Source organism: Streptomyces lincolnensis, assembly GCF_001685355.1.
Classification (GTDB): domain Bacteria; phylum Actinomycetota; class Actinomycetes; order Streptomycetales; family Streptomycetaceae; genus Streptomyces; species Streptomyces lincolnensis.
Genome location: NZ_CP016438.1, coordinates 768,327 through 790,226, shown reverse-complemented (window position 1 = coordinate 790,226; position 21,900 = coordinate 768,327). Strand labels below are relative to the sequence as shown.

The following is a 21,900-nucleotide window of genomic DNA, read 5'->3' as shown; positions in this document are numbered from 1 at the left end:
CCGCTACGCCTGCATGCCGCCGTCCACGCGCAGCACCGTCCCGGTGACGTAGGAGGCCCGGTCGCTCAGCAGCCAGGCGGCGGCCTGGGCGATCTCCTCCGGGGCGGCGGCGCGGCCCAGCGGGGTGCGGGCGGTGAGCTGGTCGACGATGCCGGGGGAGCTGGTCTCCCACTCGTCGATCATCTCGGTCAGCGTGGTGCCCGGGGCGATGGCGTTGACGCGGATGCCCTCCGGGCCGTACGTCGCGGCGGCCGACGCGGTCAGGCTGTTCACCGCCCGCTTGGCCGCGCCGTACACCGGCAGCCAGGGGTTGGCCATCAGGCTGCCGACGCTGGAGTTGTTGACGATCGCGCCGGTGCCCGCGGTGGCCCGGATCGCGGCGATCTCGGCGTTCATGGCCAGCCAGGGGCCCTTGAGGTTGACCGCGAGGACGTGGTCGAAGTCGGACTCGGGCAGCTCGTCCATCGGCCCGGGCCGCTGGATCGTCGCCCCGTTGTTGAAGGCCACGTCGAGCCTGCCGTACAGCTCGACGGCCCGGTCGACGGCGGCGCGGACGCTCTCCGGGTCGGACAGATCGCACCGGACGTGATCGGCGGTGCCGCCCGCCGCGCGGATCTCCTCGGTCACGGCCTTGAGCTGGGCCTCGGTGCGGGCCGCCAGCAGCACGCGAGCGCCCTCCCGGGCGAACAGACGGGCGGCCGCCGCGCCGATACCGCGTCCGGCCCCCGTGACGAAGGCGACCTTGTCGGCGAGCAGAGCAGTGGTGGTTGCGTTGGTCATGCCGTCGAGCCTGCGCCCCGGCCCGGGGCGTATCCAGGCACCGGCAGTACCTGGCTGGGCGCACGGACCTGCCCGCACACTGAGGACGTGGACCGACGAGAACTGGCCGACTTCCTGCGCGGCAGGCGCGAGCGCATCACCCCCGCCGACGTCGGGCTGCCCGCCGGGCCACGCCGCCGCACCCCGGGCCTGCGCCGCGAGGAGGTGGCGCAGCTGGCGTACATCTCCACCGAGTACTACACCCGCCTGGAGCAGGCCCGCGGCCCGCACCCGTCCCGCGAGGTGCTGGCCCAACTCGCCCGCGCGCTGCGGCTGTCGGACGCCGAACGCGACCACCTCCACCACCTCGCCGGCACTCCGCCGGCCCCGCCGTCCGGCCCTTCGCGCGAAGTACGGCAGAGCATCGTCGACCTGCTGCACCGGCTTCCGCGGGCCGCCGCGATCGTCATCTCGGCGACCTACGAGGTGCTCGCCTGGAACGACCTGGCCGCGGCGCTCATGGAGGACTTCTCCGCACTCTCCCGCCGTGACCGCAACCTCGTCCGGCGCGCCTTCCTCGGACCCCACCCGCATGGCCGGCGACTGTACGGCGTGTCGGACGGGCAGGAGTTCGCACACTCCTCGGTGCAGCACCTACGTGCTGCCTCCGCCCGCTACCCCGACGATCCCGAACTGGCCGGCCTGGTGGCGGAACTCCAGGCAGGCAGCGAGGAGTTCGCCCGGCTGTGGGCCGCCCACGACGTCACCGCCCGCCCCACGCTCTGCAAGACCTTCGACCACCCCCTGGTCGGTCCCGTCGCCGTGAACTGCGACGTCCTGGACATCACCGACCGCGACCAGCGGGTCGTGATCTACACCGCGGTGCCGGGCTCGCCGTCCGAGGAGGCGCTGCGGCTGCTGTCGGTCGTGGGCACCCAGCGGCTGGACGTCCCCGGCTGAACGTCTCCGGCCGAGCGGTCAGTCGACCGAGCGCTCAGTCGGCGGAGGCGGTCCAGCCCTTCGCCTCGATCCGCGCCGCATCTGCCGGGCGCGCCTCGTCGAACAGAACACCGGTTCGGGACTCCACACGCGGTCCGTCGACGTAGACACCCCGCCCGACGTACAGCCGGTCGGTCGTGTACCGCCAGCGCACGGCGAGCTGCCGGGCGGCCGGCAGATCCGCCGCGAGCCGGTGCCAGACCCGGCCCGACCAGCCGGTGACCGTGCCCTCCGGGTGGTCCTGCGGCCGGTCGCCCTGGCGTGTGGTCGTGAACTGCAGCGGACTCCAGGTCGTACCGCCGTCCGTCGTGGCCTCCAAGGCCAGCACGTCCGCGCGGGGTTCGGTGTCCCACCACAGCGCGCAGCGCAGGCGCGCACCGCCCGGGGACGTGTCGAGCGCGGGCAGCGCGAGCGTGGCGGTCGTCGAGATCGCCATCCCGGAGAACCAGGCGGAACGGCCGTGCCGTGGCCGGACCGGCACGGCCCGCGCCATGTCGTTGGCGGTGGCGACCCGGGGAGCGGAACCGGATCGCCAACTGCGCACCGGGTGCACCGAGTTGCCGAGGACGATCAGGAAGGAGTCGGTCGTCGGGTCGAGGACCAGCGAGGTGCCGGTGAAACCGGTGTGTCCCGCGGTGCGCGGGGTGGCCATCGCGCCCATGTACCAGTGCTGGTAGAGCTCGAAGCCGAGGCCGTGCTCGTCGCCGGGGAAGGCGGTGTTGAAGTCGGTGAACATCAGCTCCACCGACTCCGGCCGCAGGATCCGCGCCCTGCCGTACACCCCGCCGTTGAGCAGCGTGCGGCCCAGCACGGCCAGGTCCCAGGCGGTGGAGAAGACCCCGGCGTGGCCCGCGATGCCTCCGAGACTGAAGGCGTTCTCGTCGTGGACCTCGCCCCACACCAGCCCGCGGTCGAGGCCGGACCAGGGCTTGCGGGCGTCCTCGGTGGCCGCGACCTTCGGGCGCCACGAGGCGGGCGGGTTGTAGCGGGTGCGGCGCATGCCGAGGGGTGCCGTGATCTCGTCGCGCAGGAGTGTGTCCAGGCCGCGACCGGTGATCCTCTCCAGCACCAGCTGGAGCGAGATCAGGTTGAGGTCCGAGTACAGATAGGCCGAGCCCGGCGGGTTGAGGGGTGCCTCGTTCCAGATGAGCCGCAGCTTCTCCTCGTGCGTCGGTGCCGCGTACAGCGGGATCCAGGCACGGAACCCCGAGGTGTGGGTGAGGAGCTGACGGATCGTGATGTCCTGTTTGCCCGCGCTGCCGAACTCCGGCAGATAGGAGGCGACCGTCCCCTCCAGCTCCAGCGCGCCGCGCTCGATCTGCTGCACGGCGAGGATCGAGGTGAACAGCTTCGACACCGAGGCGAGGTCGAAGACGGTGTCCTCGGCCATCGGGATCTGCTGCTCGGCCGGGAACTCGACGCCGGTGTCGGTCTTCTCGTCGTACGCCCGATAGCGCACCGCCATGCCGATGGGCTCGTGGAGGGCCACGGTGCCGCCACGCCCGGCGAGCAGGACGGCGCCCGCGTACCAGGGGTGCTTGGGGGAGGGGTCGAGGAACGCCTGTGCGTCGGTGACCAGTTGGCGCAACGGGGCGGGGAGCAGACCGGCGCGTTCGGGTGAGCCGTACCGCAGCGTGGCGGGGTGCCCGGACACTGCCGCCGCTGACCCCGGCAGCGGGGCGATGAGTAGCGCGCCGCCCAACGCCAGTGTTCCGCGCCCCAGTTGACGCCGGGTCAGTCTGCCGCCGTCCGCCGTGTCCGCACTCATCAAGGCCTCCCGCTCTACCGGCTGAAAGTATCTTTCCGGGATCACTGTGTGCGGTGAAACTTTCGTGTCAGTGGTGCCGTGTGTCAACGGGGTGGGCGGACGACCAGAAATCTGACGGAGTATCAGAAAAGCTCTTCCGTCGGCCGGAGGGCTGCGGCATCCTGCGCCCATGCAGACGGAGCTGAGCAAGAAACTGGGAGTCGAGCACGCCGTCTTCGGCTTCACGCCGTTCCCCGCCGTCGCCGCGGCTATCAGCCGGGCCGGCGGCTTCGGCGTGCTCGGCGCGGTCCGCTACACCGCCCCCGACGACCTCAAACGCGACCTCGACTGGATCGAGGCACACGTCGACGGCATGCCCTACGGCCTGGACGTCGTCATGCCCGCGAAGAAGGTGGAAGCCCCGGAGAATCAGACACTGACGGAGGCCGATGTCGAGGCGATGATCCCGGCGGGGCACCGGCAGTTCGTCCAGGACACCCTCGCCAAACACGGCGTGCCCGAACTCGCCGAGGGCGAGGTCTCCGGCTGGCGCATCACCGGATGGATGGAGCAGGTCGCCCGCAGCCAGCTCGACGTCGCCTTCGACTATCCGATCAAGCTGCTCGCCAACGCGCTCGGCTCCCCGCCCGCCGACGTGGTGGCCCGCGCCCACGACCAGGACGTGCTCGTCGCCGCGCTCGCGGGCAGCGCCCGGCACGCCCGCAAGCACCAGGAGGGGGGTATCGACATCGTGGTCGCCCAGGGCTACGAGGCCGGCGGCCACACCGGCGAGATCGCCTCCATGGTGCTGACGCCCGAGGTCGTCGACGCCGTCGACCCGCTGCCCGTCCTGGCCGCCGGCGGTATCGGCAGCGGGCAACAGGTGGCGGCCGCACTGGCCCTGGGAGCCCAGGGTGTGTGGCTGGGCTCCCTGTGGCTGACCACCACCGAAGCCGAGCTCCCCTCGCCGAAACTCATCCAGAAGCTGCTCGCCGCCGGTTCCGGCGACACCGTCCGCTCCCGCTCTCTCACCGGAAAGCCGGCCCGCCAGCTGCGCACCGAGTGGACCGACGCCTGGGACGACCCGGACGGACCCGGCACCCTCCCCATGCCGCTTCAGGGCCTGCTCGTCGCCGAGGCCGTCTCCCGCATCCAGAAGTACGAGGTCGAACCGCTGCTGGGCACGCCCGTCGGCCAGATCGTCGGCCGCATGACCAGCGAACGCAGCGTCCAGGCCGTCTTCGACGACCTCACCCGCGGCTTCGAACGGGCGGTCGACCGCATCAACCGCATCGCCGGAAGGAGCGCCCAGTGACGAGTACGCCTACGAATGCGGGCACGAGCACACCTCCCGCGGGCTTCTGGGCGCAGGCCATGGCCGACCCGGGCCGCACGGTCCTCATCGCGCCCGACGGCGAGCAGTGGACCGCCGGCCGTCTGCACGCCGCCACCAACCGCCTCGTCCACGGCCTGCGCGCGGCCGGACTGGGGCGCGGCGACGCCTTCGCGGTCGTCCTGCCCAACGGCGTCGAGATGCTGACCGCCTACCTCGCCGCCAGCCAGGCCGGCTTCTACCTCGTCCCGGTCAACCACCACTTCGTCGGCCCCGAGATCGCCTGGATCGTCGCCGACTCCGGCGCCAAGGTGCTCCTCGCCCACGAGCGCTTCGCCGGCCCCGCCCGACACGCCGCCGACGAGGCGGGCCTGCCGGCCACCCACCGGTACGCCGTCGGCACGGTCGAGGGCTTCCGGCCGTACGCCGAACTCCTCGACGGACAACCGGAGTCGGCGCCCGCCGACCGCACCCTCGGCTGGGTGATGAACTACACCTCGGGCACCACCGGCCGTCCGCGCGGCATCCGGCGCCCGCTGCCCGGCAAGGCGCCCGAGGAGGCCTACCTCGGCGGGTTCCTCGGCATCTTCGGCATCCGGCCGTTCGACGACAACGTGCACCTGGTCTGCTCGCCGCTCTACCACACCGCCGTACTCCAGTTCGCGGGCGCGTCCCTGCACATCGGCCACCGACTCGTCCTGATGGACAAGTGGACGCCCGAGGAGATGCTCCGGCTGATCGACCGGGAGAAGTGCACCCACACACACATGGTCCCGACCCAGTTCCACCGCCTGCTGGCCCTGCCGGAGGACGTCAGGGCCCGCTACGACGTCTCCTCGATGCGGCACGCCATCCACGGCGCCGCACCCTGCCCCGAGCACGTGAAGCGGGCGATGCTCGACTGGTGGGGCCCGTGCGTGGAGGAGTACTACGCGGCCAGCGAGGGCGGCGGTGCCTTCGCGAGTGCCGAGGACTGGCTGAAGAAGCCCGGCACGGTCGGCAAGGCCTGGCCCATCAGCGAGATCGCGATCTTCGACGACGACGGCAACCGGCTCCCGCCCGGTGAACTCGGCACCGTCTACCTCAAGATGAACACCGGCGCCTTCTCGTACCACAAAGACGAGGCCAAGACGCGGAAGAACCGCATCGGTGACTTCTTCACCGTCGGCGACCTCGGCGTTCTCGACGAGGACGGCTATCTCTTCCTGCGCGACCGCAAGATCGACATGATCATCTCGGGCGGGGTCAACATCTACCCGGCCGAGATCGAGTCCGTCCTCCTCTCTCACCCCGCCGTCGCCGACGCCGCCGCCTTCGGCATCCCCCACGACGACTGGGGCGAGGAGGTCAAGGCAGTCGTCGAACCGGCCCCGGGCCACGAACCCGGCCCCGACCTCGCCGCCGCGATCCTCAGCCACTGCGCCGAGCACCTGGCCGGCTACAAGCGGCCCCGCAGCGTCGACTTCACCACCGAGATGCCTCGCGACCCCAACGGCAAGCTGTACAAGCGACGGTTGCGGGAGCCGTATTGGGCGGGGCGGACGCGTCCGGTGTGACGGGCCTCGCGTCCGGGGATGTCATTTGGGTCGGGCTTCGGGCCGGGGCGTCGGTGGTCGGGTTGTGCGCGGTCCGCTACTGAAACGACTGAGGTGTCGCCCCCGGACGCACTCGCACGCCCCGATCTGCCCGACAGGTTCCCGCAGGCGTCCCCGACGTGGATTGCTCGGACCTTCCCAAGTCGGTCAGCAGTCGGCTGTCGTCGGAGGCCGACCATGCCTCGGCTCCAGTGCTGCCCACGTACTTGTCCGCGGCGACCCCGCTGCCGGCGCGAGCCGCTGAACACCGGCCGACGGTGACTCAAGCATGGAAGACCATCCTCGGGAATCTGGCGAGAACGGCGACAGCGAAGCGTTTTCGATCCCACTCGCAGCGCCGGATACTGAGAACGTTCCCACATCGGGTATGGCACACAGGGTCCCGACCGGGTGTCGATCTGTCAATCGTCGAGACGTGTTTTCGTTCTCCCCCGGGAAGGGTCGCAAGACTGGAGGGGTGGTACGGCCATCAGCCGTGGCCGATACCCGCACTCATGCCGGCGATCGTGTGGGCCCTGATGTCGAGGTCCGGCCCTTCGGCGAAACGGGTTGCCGCGGCGCGGACGTGGTCCTGGGCCTGCTGGACCAGGCCGTCGTACACCGCGACGCAGACTTCCCGAGCCCGTGACCGGGGCCAGTCGGGCGGCAGCAGCCCAATGGGGAGCAGCGGGTCCAGGATGGGGAAGTGCCGGTAGGCGTGCATGACTTCGGTCCGGGCGCGTACCGCGTCGGCGCCGGTGACGTCACCGGCGCCGATATGGGGAAGCAGGCTGCTCCAACGGCTGATGAAGGTTTGGTAGTGCTCAGCGATGCCGGGCAGGTCCCAGGCTTCGACCGGGTTGCGGTTGGCCTCCGTTTCGAGATCCTCCTGGCGTGCGCGGAACACGCTCACCGCTCCCCGCGCCAGGTCGGCCACCTCGATCCGCCCCTTGGGTGTCAGGGGGTGCGGCGACACCCAGACCGCGTCGTACAGCGGTGCGAATCCGCGCCAGCGCAGCGCGGTGCGCAGTGCGCGCCGCCGTGTGCTTTCCGCTTCCGGGACGGAGAAGGCGATCAGGGTCCACCGTCCGTCCCAGGTGTCGGGTTGCGTGGTGAACGTGGCGATCGAACTGCCGCCGCTCCACAGATCGACGGCGGCCTGCGACGTCAGCCGGTAGGAGCTGTACCGCCCTTGCCGGCTGGCCTCCAGCACCCCGCGGCGCGTCAGCCTGCTGATCGTCGTACGGGCGGCGCCTGCGGCCACCTGGAACTCGCCGAGCAACGCGACGATCGCGGCCGACGGCAACCAGGCCCGGACGGGGAATGTGTAGTCGGCGATCAAGGTCACCGCCAGTCCCTGCGGTGACACGCTGCTCTGCCAGCCGGGCGACCGCACGCGGCCGACGCCGTCACCCTCGTCGGAGAAGATCTCCTCAAGGTTGGACAGGTTCGGCAAGGTCGGCTCCGACGCGCTCGACAACGGCGGCACCACTGTAATGGCTGCGAGATCGCCGGGCCGAGATCCTGGACTTCTGACGCTCCGTCGTCGCCCCTCCGTCGTATTGGTTGACAGAAACATGACCGGCCGGGAAGCTGATGGAACTCTTCTGGGAGCGTTCCCAGTCTGCAGGCGCAATGCGAACAACCTTCCCCCCACGGTCATCTGTCCGCCGCCGCGTCTCGCGTGGCCGGTGGGCGGAGAGGAGTGATCATGTCCTCGCTCCAGGCATCCGGCTCCGGACAGGTCGGCCGCCGCACTCTGCTCAAGGCCACCACCGCGACCGCCGGGGCGATCGCCGCGGCGGCCGCGTTCGCCGAACTCGAGACGCCCGCCGAAGCCGCCGCGGGCTTCGTCAAGGGCGTGGACGTCAGTTGGGTGCCGCAGATGGAGGCGCGTGGTTTCTCCTGGAAGAACGCGAGCGGGCAGAAGCAGGACCTGCTGACCATTCTCCAGGGGTACGGCATCGCCGCCGTGCGGTTGCGTACGTTCGTCAACCCCTCCAGCAGCCCGACCGACGGGCACTGCGGCATCAACGAGGTCGCCGCCTTCGCCAAGCGGGTCAAGGCCGCCGGAATGTCGATCATGCTCGACTACATGTTCGGCGACACCTGGAACTCCGTCGGCGTGCAGAACCCGCCCGCCGCCTGGAAGAACATGAGCTACAGCCAGATGCTCGCCGCGATGAGTGCCTACGTGAAGCAGACGATGACCGTCATGAAGAACAACGACGTGCTGCCCACCTGGGTGCAGATCGGCAACGAGACGAACAGCGGGATCTGCCGCCCCGTCGGCAGCGTCTCCAACCCGGCGCAGATGACCGGGCTGTTCAACGCGGCGTACACCCAGGTCAAGGCGGTGTCCCCGAACTCGACGGTGTGCATCCACCTGGCCCAGCCGCAGAAGTACGACGTGATGACGACGTTCTTCAGCCGCTATGCCGCGGGTGGCGGCAAGTGGGACATGTCGGTGTTCTCCTCCTACGGCAGCGCCGACGTGGCCCCCGGCATCGTGGCGAACATGCGGAAGATCTCCGACGCCTATGGAAAACCGTTCCTTCAGAGTGAGTTCGGGGGCCGGGTGGACAGGGCCTCCTCCACCCGGGCCGCGCTGGTCGCCTACACCAAGGCGCTGAAGGCCGAGGGAGGGCAGGGCATCTTCTACTGGGAGCCGGAGTGCATGACCCCGTTCACCGGCTACGGCATGGGCGCCTGGGACTCCGCCACGAACCGGCCCACCGTCATCATGGACGGTTTCACGCAGGCCTGAGCGACGGGCCATGAACCTCAACCCGCTTGTCTCCCTGATCAAGGATGGGATCGTGATTGTAATGGGCATGACATTGCAGCGTCGTGGCAGGCATGACGCCCGACTGGGTGCGGCGGGCCTGCTGACCCTCGCGGTGCTGGCCGGCATCGGCGCCGCGCACACCGCTGCCGCCGCGCCGCAGGCTCTGCCGGCCGGCTGTTCCGGCACCTCGCCGATCATCTGTCGGTACGGGGTCTCGCCGGGCAACTACGAGGTGACGGTCTCCATCGGCGGCGCCGCCGCCGGACAGACCGAGATGTGGGCCGAGGCCCGGCGGCTGATGCTTCCGGCGACGAGAACAGCGGCCGGTGCCGTCGCCACGTACTCGTTCACGGTCAACGTGCGCCAACCGGAAGGTCAGCCCACCGGGCAGGGCGGAACCGGGAACCCCGGTCTGGACCTTCGTTTCGCGGGCTCCAACCCACAGGTCTCGGCCGTCTCGGTTCAGCCGGCGGCCCAGCCGCTGGTCGCCTACCTGGCCGGTGACTCGACCGTGTGCGACCAGTCGACCATTCCGTACACCGGCTGGGGACAGATGATCACAACCGCGGTGCGAGCCGGTGCGGTCATCGCCAACTATGCGGACTCGGGCGAGAGTTCAGGCAGCTTCCTGAGTAACTCGGCGCTCTTCCCCGCGCTGTTGTCGAAGGTCAAGGCGAACGATCCCGTCTTCATTCAGTTCGGCCACAACGACAAGCAGACCAGTGCGACCGCCTACCGGAACAACCTCACCACCATGATCACGCGGGTCCGCGCCAAGGGTGGCGTCCCCGTCCTGGTGACGCCACCGGTCCGCCGGCAGTTCAACGGCAACCGGCTCACGCCCACCGCGCTGCACGTCAACGGCGTCGGCGTGAACCTGCCCACCGAGATGCGCGCGGTCGGCGCGGCGCAGAACGTGCCTGTCGTCGACCTGACCGCCAAGAGCAAGGCGCTGGTCGAGTCCCTCGGCCCGAGCGCCTCCGCGCAGCTCTTCCTCCGCTCCTCCGTCGACGGTGTCACGGACAACACCCACTTCTCGCAGTACGGCGCTACCCAGATGGGCGGGCTGGTGCTCCAGAGCATCCGGGAACAGAACCTGCCCCTGGCCGCCCACCTGCGCTGACCGAAGCGCGACCGTCCCCGTCCCCGGGAGGGACCGCATGAAGAGATTCCGCACGCTCATCACCACCGCGCTGGTGATCGCCCTGTCGAGCCTCGGTGTCAGTGCCGCCTCGGCGGACGACACCGCCGCCAACTGCACCGGAGCCTCCCGCGCCGGGACTCAGGTTGCACGAACCGCGGCCGCACCGGTCACCGTGTGGCTGGCCGGTGACTCCACCATGGCCAACCCGAGCGCCGGCCGCCCTTGTCCGGCCGGCTGGGGCAGCCAGTTCGACGCCCTGTTCAACAGCGACGTGACCGTCAAGAACCAGGCCGTGGGCGGCCGCAGCATCCAGACCTGGCTGTACGAGGGGAACGTGAGCGGCACCAAGGGCTCCGACGGTGAGTGCCGCCTCACCTCCAGCACGTACTCGTCACGCTGGCAGGCGATGCTGAACGCGAGCACCGGGATGAAGGCCGGCGACTACCTGTTCATCCAGTTCGGCATCAACGACTCCTCCTCGACCTGCCCCCGGCACGTCGGCCCGGCCCGCTACCAGCAGCTGATGACCCAGATGGTGCAGGCCGCCCTCGCCCGGGGCGCGCACCCGGTGCTGCTCACCCCGGTGGCCGCCATCACCTGCTCCGGCGGCACGGCGACGAAGAACCGGGGCTTCGTCAACGAGACCTTCGCCGTCGGATCCGCCACCAGGACGCCGGTCGTCGACCTTCAGTCGCTGAGCGTCGCCCTCTACAACAACCTGCGCTTCTGCCCGAACAACGGGGACTACGGATCGGGCCCCGTGGGCGCCTTCTTCTGCAACGACCACACCCACTTCGAAGCCTACGGTGCGCAGCGGATCGCCGGTCTCGTCGCCGGAGACATACGACGGCAGAACCACCCGCTGGCCACGTATCTCAGGTAGCCGGTGGGCCGGCGTCGGCGGTGCGGCTGACGAGGACGCCGTCCCGCCCGGCCCGGCCACCGCGGCCGAACATCACCTACCCCGGGAGATGACGCTGTGAGAACCGCGAAGTTCGTCCCCCTTGCCACCCTCCTGCTCGCGGTGGTCACGGCGAGCTCCATCGCGCTGGTCGCCGGCCCGGCGTCCGCGAGCACCGCGGGGGCCGCAAGCACCTACTACGTCGCCCCGAACGGGAATGACGGCGCGGCAGGTACGCAGGCCGCTCCGTGGGCGTCGATCGCCCGTGCGCAGGCCGTCGCCACGGCAGGTGACACGGTCTACTTCCGGGGCGGCACCTACGCCTACACCCGCGCGAACAGCGCCTGTTCGAGCCAGACCGCCAGAGTCGACGCGATCACCCTGAACAAGAGCGGCAGCTCGGGCAGCCCGATCCGGTACGCGGCCCAGCCGGGCGAGAAACCGGTCTTCGACTTCTCACGGATGGCGGACAACTGCCGCATCAAGGGCTTCAACGTCACCGGAAGCTGGATCCACCTCAAAGGACTGGAAGTCAAGGGCGTTCCGCAGAACAACAACCAGAACGCCGAGTCCTGGGGCATCTGGGTCTCCGGCAGCAACAACACCTTCGAGCAGATCAACACCCACCACCACATGGGCACCGGCCTGTTCATCAACGGCGGTGGCGGCAACCTCGTCCTCAACTCGGACTCGCATGACAACTACGACCTGCGCAGCAACGACGGTCCCGGCGAGAACGCCGACGGGTTCGGTGCGCACTACACGCCGGTCGGCCGCGCCGCGAACGTGTTCCGGGGCTGCCGCGCGTGGTGGAACGCCGATGACGGTTTCGACCTCATCTCCACCTACTCGCCCGTGATCATCGAGAACTCGTGGGCCTGGCGCAACGGTTACGTGCCCGGGACGACGACGCCCTCCGGCAACGGAGCCGGCTTCAAGTCGGGCGGTTACGGCGGCGACTACGAAGCCAACGCGCCCAAGCACACCGTTCGTTTCTCGGTGGCGTTCCTCAACAAGGCGGCCGGCTTCTACGCCAACCACCACCCGGTGGCCAACGACTTCTTCAACAACACCGGCTACGGAAACCACCCCAACTTCAACATGCGTGGCGTCGACTCGAGCGGTGCCGCCGTCGGCCGGGGCAACCTGCGCAACAACATCGCCTACACCGGAACGCCGACGTCGTACATGACCGGCACGAACGCGGCGTACAACTCCTGGAACCTCGGCGTCCCGCTGTCGGACTCCGCGTTCCAGAGTGTGTCGACGTCCGGCTGGGACGCGCCCCGACAGACCGACGGGAGCCTGCCCGTACTGCCGCATCTCCGTCTCGCGGCGAACAGTGCCCTGATCGACAAGGGCACCGCGGTGGGACTGCCCTTCAACGGAAGCGCGCCGGACCTCGGCGCCTTCGAGAGTGATGGAAGGTGACATCTTGAGATTCCGAACGCGTGTCGTCTCGAAGCACTGGAAGTTGGCCGCGGCCGCCTTGTTGTCCGTGTCCTTAGCGGCGCCCGTCTGGGCGGGCGCCGCGTCGGCGGAGACACAACAGACAACGACGGCGCAGACATCGACAACGGAGCTCCAAGCCCAAGGTGCCGCTACCGGACCGGTGGTGGATCGCGGTCTGAAGTACCTGGTGTCCGAGTACGAGACCCGCACTCCGTCGAAGTACACGGCCGGATCCTGGAAACCCTTCGCCAAGGCGTTGCGTTCCGCGGACGCCGTAGCCGACGACACATCGGCCACCAAGCCGGAGGTCGCCAAGGCGAAGACGGCCCTGATGACCGCCGCCGAAGATCTGGAGGCGGCCGACGAGGGCACGTTCCAGACCATCACGAACAACACCTTCTGGAACGACACCAGCGGCAACCCCATCTACTCGCAGGGCGGCGGGGTCTTCAAGTTCGGGGACACCTATTACTGGTACGGCGTGCACTACACCGGCGCCGAGCTGTACCGGGCCAATCCGACGCGGAAGTACGACGGCAACGTCAGCTTCGTCTCGATCCCCGTGTACTCGTCCAAGGACCTGGTGAACTGGAAGTTCGAGAACCGGATCGCGACACGGTCCACCCCGATCCAAAACGGCGCCACGCTGGGTCAGGCAGGGTGGGTCGGGCGGCTCGGGGTCTCCTACAACGAGAACACCGGCAAGTACGTGCTCGCCACCCAGGCCTATGTCGGAGGCGGACACGGGGTTCTGCTCCTGCAGGGCGACTCACCCACCGACACCTTCGACTACGGCTACTTCCAGACCCAGATCACCAACTCGCCCACGACCGGCACCGGGGACCAGACCGTCTTCACCGACGACAACGGCAAGGACTACCTGATCTTCTCCAACCGCGAAGGACGCTCGCGCGGCTTCGTGGCCAAGTTCCGGGAGTCCGACTCGCTGCGGATCGAGCCGGGCGTGGAGATCCGCCGCGGAGCCGGTCGCGAGGGCAACGCCATGTTCAAGCTCGACGGCAAGTACTACCACGCGGCGTCGGACCTGCACGGCTGGAACACCTCGGTGAACTACGTCAACGAGTCGACCAGCAGCAACGTTCAGGGCTCGTACAGCAGTGAGTACGTCCTTCCCGGCACCGAGATGGACTACAGCCACGTGACCCAGACCGGGTTCTTCGTGACGGTCAAGGGCACCAAGCAGAACACGGTGATCTACGCCGGCGACCGCTGGGCCGACTTCGCCTGGAACGGCATCGGGTACAACCAGTGGGTGCCGATCACCAAGTCCGGCGCGCGGCCGCAGTTCCACTCGGTGAGCCAGTGGCAGTTCAACGTCACGACCGGAGAGTGGCGTGTCGGGCAGGCGAACAACCACATCCTCAACCCGGACATCCAGGCCGACCGCATCATCGTCTCCAGTGTGCGGGGATGGCGGAACCTCGGCGGTTCGGTGACCAACGTCAACGGTGGTGTGAACGGGTCTCGCTTCGCCCTCCAGGTGAGCAACAGCGGCGGCGTCGAGCAGCGGATCGAGTCGGTGCCCGCAGGCACCTACGCCCTGTCCCTGCACGCTCGGGGTAGCGCCGGACAGGTTGTAATCACCGGCGCCAACGGCAGCCAACGCACCCTCGGCATCCCGTCGTCGAGCGGCTGGACCAAGCGCGAGCTCACCGGCATCGCGCTGCCCAGCGGGGCCGCCACCGTCACCGTGCGGGCGTCGGGTTCGGGCGGCGTCACCGTCGACCAGCTCTCACTGGTCAAGACCTCTGCCGACGCGCCATCGGGACAGCGGTACGAAGCGGAGACCGCACCGGCCCAGTGCCAGGGGACGATCGACTCGAACCAAGCGGGCTATTCCGGTAGCGGGTTCTGCAACGGCACCGCCGCCGCGGGGGCCTTCGCACAGTTCACGGTCACCTCGGCGGCCGCCGGCAGTGCGACGGTGGGGGTCCGGTTCGCCAATGGCGCCACTGACGGCACGAGGCCGGCGAACCTGATCGTCAACGGGTCCACGGTGGGGACGGTTTCGTTCGAGTCCACCGGTGCGTGGACGACGTGGTCGACCAAGACCGTGACGATCCCGCTGAACGGCGGCAGCAACACCATCCGACTGGATCCGACCACGGCAGCCGGTCTTCCCAACGTCGACTACCTCGACGTCGGTGCCGCGACCGGCTGACCTCCCGCGCCCTTGGGACCACGACACTGTCACCTCGTCAGGAGAAGGAATGAGCATCAAGCGTCCGGCCCGCGCCATCGCGGGCACGACGACGTTGGTCACCATGGTGTCCGCGACCTTACTCATGGTGCCCGCGCCGGCCCATGCGACCTTCGGGACGGCGGACATCAAGCCGATCGAAAGCAACATCGCCGCCAAGGACTGGGCCTCGGCGACAGCCGGCAACGGCTCGTCGACCGCCGGACTGGCCATCGACGGCGACCCGACGACGTCCTGGTACCCCGGCCGTGCCGGCGCCCGGCAGTGGCTCACCGTCGACCTCGGTGGAAGCTACGACAATCTGCGCAAGGTCAAGGTGATGTTCCCGGACCGCGGTGTGGCCCACCGGTACGTCGTCGAGGCTTCCTCCGACGGCCGCCGGTGGAAGACCATCGCCGACAGATCCCGCAACCAAGCCGTGGCGCGAGGGGAAGTACACCTGTTCACCCGGCCGGCAACGCGCTTCGTCCGGCTGACCTTCACAGGCGGACCAGGCCGTGCCCAAGCCGGCGTCAGCGAGCTCCAGGTCTTCAACTATCTGCGTGACGACCTCACCCTCGGCGCCGACCTGTCCTGGATGGACGACGTCCAGGACCAGCAGTACTGGGTCGACCCCCTGGCCGAAGACCGCGGCGCCGGGCCGCACCTGCTCGACGTGGCCAAGGACCGTGGCATGCAGCACACCCGGCTGCGGATGTTCAACGAGCCGCGCAGCGAGAGCACCGGTCAGCCGACGCCGATACCGCGTCAGGGTCCGGAGCGCTCACTGGTCTCGGCGAAGAGGATCAAGCAGCGGGGCATGGGCCTGGGGATCGACTTCCACTACGCGGACTCCTGGGCGGACCCGAGCAAGCAACCGAAACCACGCGCCTGGGCCGAGCTGGAGTTCGCGGACCTGTCCCGGGCCGTGTACGACTACACCGCCGACTACCTGGACCGGTTGATCGAGCAGGGCACCACGCCTGAGAAGGTGGCCGTCGGCAACGAGATCATCAATGGCTTCATGTACGGCAGCGAGGCGGCCCACATCGGCACGGCGAATCCGCCGTATTTCGTCGACCAGGCCGACATCTACCAGTCGAAGCCCGGCGGTGGCCTGCTGTGGAAGTACTGGCGGTCGACCGACCCTGCGGAGCAGAAGCTCTACGACCAGTCCTGGGACCGGTTCACCACTCTGGCCGCGGCCGGGATCAAGGCCGTCCGCGACGCGTCACCGACATCCAAGGTCGAGATACATGTGATCGTCGACAAGGACAAGCTCGCCAAAACCATGGAGTTCTGGCATCAGTTCCTCACCCGGGTGAAGGCAAAGGGGCAGAACCCCGATGTGCTGGCCATCTCGTACTACCCGGAGTGGCACGGTACGCCCGACGCGCTGGATCGCAACCTGAACGCCATGGCCACCGCCCATCCCGGCTACGAGATCGACATCGCGGAAACCGCCTACCCGGCCTCGGGCGGCGACGGCTCGCCGTTGCCCAACTCGCCTTTCCCGCGCACGATTCAGGGCCAGGCGGATGCCATCCGGAGGGTGTTCCAGGCCGCCAACGACGTGGTCGACAACCGAGGTTCAGGGGTGCTGGTGTGGGAGCCGGCCAGCTACCAGCCGATGTTCCGGGCCGTGCCCGGACTGGCGAACACGTGGGAGCCGCTCGCGTCCATCAACGTCTTCAAGGCCAGCCGCGCCAAGCACATCCTCCAGGACACCGTCTACACCGCCACCATGGTGGGAGCCGCCCCGAAGCTGCCCTCCTCCATCCGCGTGCTCACCACCGCCGACAACACGGTCACCGGTGTCCCCGTCCGCTGGCAGCCGTTGCCACCCGGCGCGACCGACAGGCCGGGTGAGGTGACCGTCACCGGGACGACCGCCACAGGACCGGTCACGGCGGTCATCGACGTCGTGCCCGGACGCGGCGCGTATCAGCGGACGGAGCCCGTGCAGGGCCGGGCGAGGTAGCCGGGCCGGCAGGCGTGAGCCAGGACGCGTACCCGTACACCAGGGCCGACCACGACGGTACGGGCCCACCCGAACGCCAAACGCTCCACCCATCCCTGTACCCAAGGAGTCATTCATGACCATGCAGCGACGGACGTTCCTCGGTATGAGCGCGGCAGGAGTGGCGGGCGTGGGTCTGTCCCTGCTCGGTACCGGGCAGGTGCCGGCCGCCGCCGGACCGATGGACACGGCACCGACCACGCCGTTCGCGGTCGGTGTGCGCCGGTACAACTGGACCCGCGGCAGCCGCCCGTGCACCACCTACGTCTACTACCCGGCCACCGGCACCGCCGGCGGCAGCCCGGTGACGGACGCCCCGGTCGCAGGCGGGGTCTTCCCCGTCTACAACATGACCCACGGCTACGGAAGCAGCCCGCAGAACTCCCTGTTCATCATCCGGGCCCTGGCTTCGGCGGGCTTCGTCGTCCCCGCTCCCCACTTCAACCACAACTTCACCGACGTCAACAACGGCAACACCTCCAAGGACGTCTCGCAGATCCTCACCAACACCCTGGCGCTCAACGCGAGCGGACCGCTGGCCGGGCACATCAACACCGGCATCGGTGTCGGCGTCTCGGGCCACTCCCTGGGTGGCATGGTGACCCACGGTCTGCTGACCTCCTGGCCCGACAGCCGGATCATCTCCGCCAACCCCCAGTCCTGCGTGGACATGGGCAACCCGTCCAGCTCGGTCTCGGCCAAGGTCCTGTTCGTGCACGGCGACCGGGACTCGACCACGCAGTACTCCTCGGCCCGGCAGGCGTACTCGGAGATGGCCTGGCCCAAGGCGTTCCTCACCTTCGTCGGCGGCAGCCACACCAGCTTCTGGAGCGACCAGCGCTTCCCGAGGACCGTCGTCGACTGGGCCCGCTGGACGATGTACGGCGACACCGCCGCACGGGACCGCCTTCCCGCCGACGCGGCCGGGTCGAATACCAGGTGGGAAGCCCAGCTGGGCAACACTCCCGGCGGCCCGGCCGCCTACACTCTGGTGGCTCAGCACAGCGGTAGGGCCGCCGACATCCACGAGGCCTCCACCGCTGCCGGCGCCCGGCTCGTCCAGTGGACCGCCAACAGCCGCTCCAACCAGCAGTTCGAATTCGTGGACGTCGGCGACGGACACGTCCGGCTCAAGGCCCGGCACAGCGGCCTGTTCCTCCAGCCCACGGGCACCGCAACCGGCGCGGACGTCGTCCAGCAGGCCGACAGCGGCGCCACCGGCCAGCAATGGCGCGTGGTCGACCACGGCGGTGACGTGATCAGCCTCGTCAACCGGGAGTCCGGCCTGGCCTTGGACGTGTGGGAGCACTCGACCGCGGAAGGTGCCCGCATCTCCCAGTGGACCTACGCAGGCAACCCCAACCAGCGCTTCACCCGCCGCCGCGTCTGACCCGAGACCTGCTGGGGCACCGCTCGGGTAACGGGGCGGGCGGTGCTCCGACAGGGCGCCGACAACCCTTCTCGACCGTATGGGACGGGGCCCTTCCACGATCCGACCTCGCCGCCGCCCGCGCGGCCGAGAAGGCGATGACGGCGCACCTGCCCGTGTGCGAGCCGGCCCGGCCGGCCGACGTCCGCGACACCCTTGTCCCAGGACCCGAGGGAGCGCCCCAGGTCCGGCCCGCACGACCGAAAACCGATCGAAAAATCGGCGGCAACCTTTTTGCCATCCGTGGCCACTGGATAGCGCAAGCGACACGCTCTCCGAACGGATGGACATGCAAGAAACACGCCAGGCCGCGCGGCAGCGCAGGCGCAGACGCCGGCTGATGGTGGGTACGACCACGGGGCTGGTCGTCGGAGGTCTTCTCGTCTGCCTGGCCATCGTGATGCAGCCGGACCGCGAGGAGGATGCCGGGCGGGCTCCGGCCACGGCCGTCGCCAACTCCCAGGAGACCGACCCGCCGGCGTCGCCCGAGGAGAAGAAGTCCCCCACACCTTCCCCGTCCAAGGTCTCCGCGTCCCCGACGGCCGGGGTCAAGAAGTCGAAGGCCTCCGCGTCCCCGTCGGGGACGCCGTCATCAGCGTCACCGAGGAAGACGTCCACCACGTCGTCCTTGACCGGACGGATCCGGGGCAAGGTCACCTACCCGGGAGTCGCCACCGTCTACCAGGCCGGGGACGGGGACGGCGCCTGCTCGTACGGTCCGAGCGCCGACATGATGGTCGCGGCGATGAACACCACCGACTACGAGACGTCCAAGGCCTGCGGGGCGTACGTACTCGTTCGTGCGGCGAACGGCAACTCCGTCACGGTCCGGATCAGCAACGAATGCCCTCTGCCCTGTGCGCCGGGGCAACTCGACCTCAGCGAACAGGCCTTCGCCAAACTGGCCCCTGTCTCGACCGGCCGGATCGCCATCACCTGGAGCCTGGTGAGCCCCAGTTCGGCGGGCACGATCTCTATCCGCTACAAGATTGGGTCCAGTCCCTACTGGTGCGGTGTTCAGGCCATCGGGCACCGCAACCCGCTCGCCCGGCTGGAGGTCAGCACCGGCGGCGGCTGGCGCCAACTGACCCGCACCGACTACAACTACTTCCTTTCTCCCGACGGCAGCGGATGCGGCAAGGCGATCAGGCTCACCGACATCTACGGGGAACAACTGACCATCAACGGCGTGGGCTTGCGGCCGGATGTCGTGCAGTCGACAGGGGTCCAGTTCGCCCGGCACTGACCCCACCGCCCGCCGGCACCGGGCCTCGCCGAACGGAACGCTCGGAGAGGCCCGGTGTCGGTGTGTCAGGCCGGTTGCCCGAACTGGATACCACGGCCGTTGGTGGCCAGGTACACATGGCCGTAGACCCTGGGGTCCCCGGTGATGGCCTCACCGAGCCAGCCCCACTGGCGCTGGTCGTCGTTGATGCGCAGCCAGGTCTTCGCGCCGTCGTCGGAGCGGTAGACGCCAGTGGCGCCGGAGACGGTGGCGACGTGGTAGATCGCCGGGCCGCGGGCGCCGTCGGCGGCCCGGCCGAAGCCGAGGGTGAAGGAGGCCTGGCAACTGGTGACGGTCGTGAAGTTCCTGCCGCCGTCGTTGGAGTAGCGAAGTCCGCTCGTCTTGGCGCTCAGCCACAGGTCGCCGGGGCGATGCGGTGCCGCGGCGAGCTTGAACCCGCTGTCACCCGAGGGCAGCCCCGTGGCCCGGGCCGCGAAGGTCAGGCCACCGTCGGTGCTCGCGTACAGCGTTCCCTTGTCGGTGTCGTAGGCGTAGAAGACGTTCGGGTCGACCGGGTCGGCGACCGGCCTGGCGCCCTTGGGGAAGGAGGAGATCTCCGTCCAGGTCGTGCCGTTGTCAACGGAGCGGTAGGCCGGCGCCTTGGTGCTGTCCGAGTGCACGAAGGACCACACCAGCGCGCTGCCGTCGGCAGTGGTGGCGATCGGCCCCGGTGCTTCCTTGGCGACGGAGGGCTGGGACCTGAAGGGGGTCCAGGTCTGCCCGCCGTCGTTCGAGTAGGCGCCGTTGCCGTTGTCCCCCAGACCCGTGCGGACCACGTAGGACGGCTTGTTCGCGGCCTGCGCGAGGCCTGCCGCGGTGACGAAGAGGGGGTTGGTCGCCAGACCGTCGGCCGGAGACGCGGTGAGCTGGTCGTGGTACAGCGTGCCGATGTCCCGTGAGCCGCTGAGCAGGTGTGCCTGGCCGGTCGGGGGCGAGATCAGGAAGAGCACCGACGTCTCCTCCAGACCACGGATCTGCGGTGCCCACTTCTTCAGGTCGAGGGTGCCGTAGAGGGTGGCGCCGGTGCCGTAGACGATGTGCTCGGAGTCGAACGGGTCGATGGCGGCCATCTGGATCCACCAGCCGAACGTCGGTGCGTCCTTGCCCCACTTGAGGAAGGGGGTCTCCGACACGTCGATGGTCGCCGAGTCCTTGAGGGAGGTCCAGCTGCGGCCCCCGTCGGTGGTGCGGAACAGGGTGTCGCCCGAGGACCAGCGGTTGTTGGTGGTGACGACGACGGTGCCGGTGCGCTGGGCGTCGACGGAGGCCCCGCCGTATCCGAAGCCGTCGGAGCCGCTGGGCTTCACCGGGGTGACATCGGTCCACGTGCCGCTGCCTACGGCCAGTTTGTGCACGCTGCCGTTGGACTGGCCGTTGGGGCCCGGGGCGTCGGCGTACGTCACGTACAGTTCGTCGGCGCGAGCGTCGTAGGCGGCCCGCATGGGCATCTTGGCCGCCGGACCCGTCGGTTGCCCCGGGACGGGTGCCCAGGTGCTGCCGTCGGTGGTGCGGTACAGGGTGGTCGCGGTCGCGGAGCCGTCGCCGTCACCCCAGCCGGCGAACAGGGTGCGCCCGGCGGAGACGAGGACGGTGACGCCCTGGCCGGAGGCGCTGGGGGCGGGCGGGAAGCCCGTCGCGGCGGCCCAGGTGGCGCCCCGGTCCGTCGACTTGAGGAGGCCGTCGTGCCGGGTGCCCAGCCACAACGTGTCACTGTTGCGCGGGTCCAGAAGGAGGCGCTCGCCCGTGCCCCGGCCGTCCTCGTTGGAGCCGAGCTTCACGCTGAGGTCGGTGCGGGTCCAGGTGGCCCCGCGGTCGTCGGAGCGGAGGAAGGCGCCGTTGCCCGCCCATGACTGGGTGTAGCTGCCGAGGGCGAGGTAGACGCGGTCCGGCCGAGCCGGGTCGATGGCCAGGGATTCGACACCGAGGAGGTTCTGGTCGTCCTGGCTGATCCAGTCCAGCAGCGGGATCCAGCGGGCCGCGCCGTCGTCCCAGCGGTAGGCGCCGCCCATGTCGGTACGGGCGTAGGCGAGGCCTCGTACGGCGGGATGGAACACCACTCCGGTGACGAACCCGGTGCCGCCGATGACCACGTTGCGCCAGTTGTAGGGCGACGCAGCGGATGCCGCTCCGACCGCGGATTCCCCGGCCAGGGCGCGGCTCTGGAGAGACGGGAGGCCGGTGAGCGCGGCGGCGGCCGCGGTCCCGGCGAGAACGGTACGCCGACTCGGATCGGACGAAGGCATGACCTACCTCAATCTGTGGTGCTGGG

The 21,900-nt window shown here is 69.4% G+C and carries 15 protein-coding genes; 11 read left to right on the top strand and 4 right to left on the bottom strand.

All coding sequences use genetic code 11. From position 1 onward, the window contains the following. Nucleotides 1-3: 3 nt before the first annotated feature. A complete protein-coding gene (locus SLINC_RS03620) occupies nt 4-780 on the bottom strand; it encodes an SDR family NAD(P)-dependent oxidoreductase (protein ID WP_225988225.1) in 777 nt (258 codons plus the stop codon). 87 nt (nt 781-867) lie between these two features. On the opposite strand from SLINC_RS03620, the gene SLINC_RS03615 reads away from it, so the two are divergent. Then, nucleotides 868-1,719, top strand: a complete 852-nt coding sequence (locus SLINC_RS03615) for a helix-turn-helix transcriptional regulator (RefSeq protein ID WP_067426559.1) — start codon at nt 868-870, stop codon at nt 1,717-1,719. 34 nt (nt 1,720-1,753) lie between these two features. Here SLINC_RS03615 and SLINC_RS03610 read toward each other — a convergent pair whose 3' ends face one another. Then, complete coding sequence (locus SLINC_RS03610; RefSeq protein ID WP_067426556.1) at nt 1,754-3,526, bottom strand: serine hydrolase domain-containing protein; 1,773 nt, start codon at nt 3,524-3,526, stop codon at nt 1,754-1,756. Nucleotides 3,527-3,695: 169 nt separating this feature from the next. Here SLINC_RS03610 and SLINC_RS03605 point away from each other — a divergent pair, with 169 nt between their 5' ends. Beyond that, nucleotides 3,696-4,820, top strand: coding sequence for an NAD(P)H-dependent flavin oxidoreductase (locus SLINC_RS03605; RefSeq protein WP_067426553.1), 1,125 nt, complete (start codon nt 3,696-3,698; stop codon nt 4,818-4,820). Beyond that, the gene (locus SLINC_RS03600; protein ID WP_261340684.1) at nt 4,817-6,394 is read left to right on the top strand and encodes an acyl-CoA synthetase; all 1,578 of its coding nucleotides are present in this window, start codon (nt 4,817-4,819) and stop codon (nt 6,392-6,394) included. Before SLINC_RS03605 ends, SLINC_RS03600 begins: the two co-directional genes overlap by 4 nt. Nucleotides 6,395-6,902: 508 nt before the next feature. On the opposite strand, the gene SLINC_RS03595 is transcribed toward SLINC_RS03600, so the two are convergent. Next, nucleotides 6,903-7,868, bottom strand: a complete 966-nt coding sequence (locus tag SLINC_RS03595; protein ID WP_067444913.1) for a PaaX family transcriptional regulator — start codon at nt 7,866-7,868, stop codon at nt 6,903-6,905. A gap of 255 nt (nt 7,869-8,123) precedes the next feature. Between SLINC_RS03595 and SLINC_RS03590 the strand changes: the two genes are divergently transcribed. The 8 genes from SLINC_RS03590 (at nt 8,124) to SLINC_RS03555 (ending at nt 19,592) form a co-directional block, all read left to right on the top strand. After that, a complete protein-coding gene (locus SLINC_RS03590; protein WP_067426546.1) occupies nt 8,124-9,179 on the top strand; it encodes a glycosyl hydrolase 53 family protein in 1,056 nt (351 codons plus the stop codon). Nucleotides 9,180-9,189: 10 nt separating this feature from the next. Continuing rightward, nucleotides 9,190-10,323, top strand: coding sequence for a rhamnogalacturonan acetylesterase (locus SLINC_RS03585; RefSeq protein WP_225988224.1), 1,134 nt, complete (start codon nt 9,190-9,192; stop codon nt 10,321-10,323). Between the two features lie 37 nt (nt 10,324-10,360). After that, nucleotides 10,361-11,227 (top strand): GDSL-type esterase/lipase family protein, encoded by an 867-nt coding sequence (locus tag SLINC_RS03580; protein ID WP_067426544.1) that lies wholly within the window; start codon nt 10,361-10,363, stop codon nt 11,225-11,227. A gap of 96 nt (nt 11,228-11,323) precedes the next feature. Then, nucleotides 11,324-12,676, top strand: coding sequence for a right-handed parallel beta-helix repeat-containing protein (locus SLINC_RS03575; protein WP_079164386.1), 1,353 nt, complete (start codon nt 11,324-11,326; stop codon nt 12,674-12,676). Between the two features lie 181 nt (nt 12,677-12,857). Next, on the top strand, nt 12,858-14,879 hold the full coding sequence (locus SLINC_RS03570) for a family 43 glycosylhydrolase (RefSeq protein WP_067426541.1): 2,022 nt from the start codon (nt 12,858-12,860) through the stop codon (nt 14,877-14,879). 49 nt (nt 14,880-14,928) lie between these two features. Further along, a complete protein-coding gene (locus SLINC_RS03565) occupies nt 14,929-16,878 on the top strand; it encodes a glycosyl hydrolase 53 family protein (protein WP_067426534.1) in 1,950 nt (649 codons plus the stop codon). A gap of 115 nt (nt 16,879-16,993) precedes the next feature. Then, nucleotides 16,994-18,307, top strand: a complete 1,314-nt coding sequence (locus SLINC_RS03560; RefSeq protein ID WP_067426531.1) for an RICIN domain-containing protein — start codon at nt 16,994-16,996, stop codon at nt 18,305-18,307. 328 nt (nt 18,308-18,635) lie between these two features. Beyond that, the gene (locus SLINC_RS03555) at nt 18,636-19,592 is read left to right on the top strand and encodes an expansin EXLX1 family cellulose-binding protein (RefSeq protein ID WP_067444905.1); all 957 of its coding nucleotides are present in this window, start codon (nt 18,636-18,638) and stop codon (nt 19,590-19,592) included. A 65-nt stretch (nt 19,593-19,657) separates the two neighbouring features. On the opposite strand, the gene SLINC_RS03550 is transcribed toward SLINC_RS03555, so the two are convergent. Beyond that, nucleotides 19,658-21,874 (bottom strand): sialidase family protein, encoded by a 2,217-nt coding sequence (locus SLINC_RS03550; protein WP_067426526.1) that lies wholly within the window; start codon nt 21,872-21,874, stop codon nt 19,658-19,660. Between the last annotated feature and the right edge of the window lie 26 nt (nt 21,875-21,900).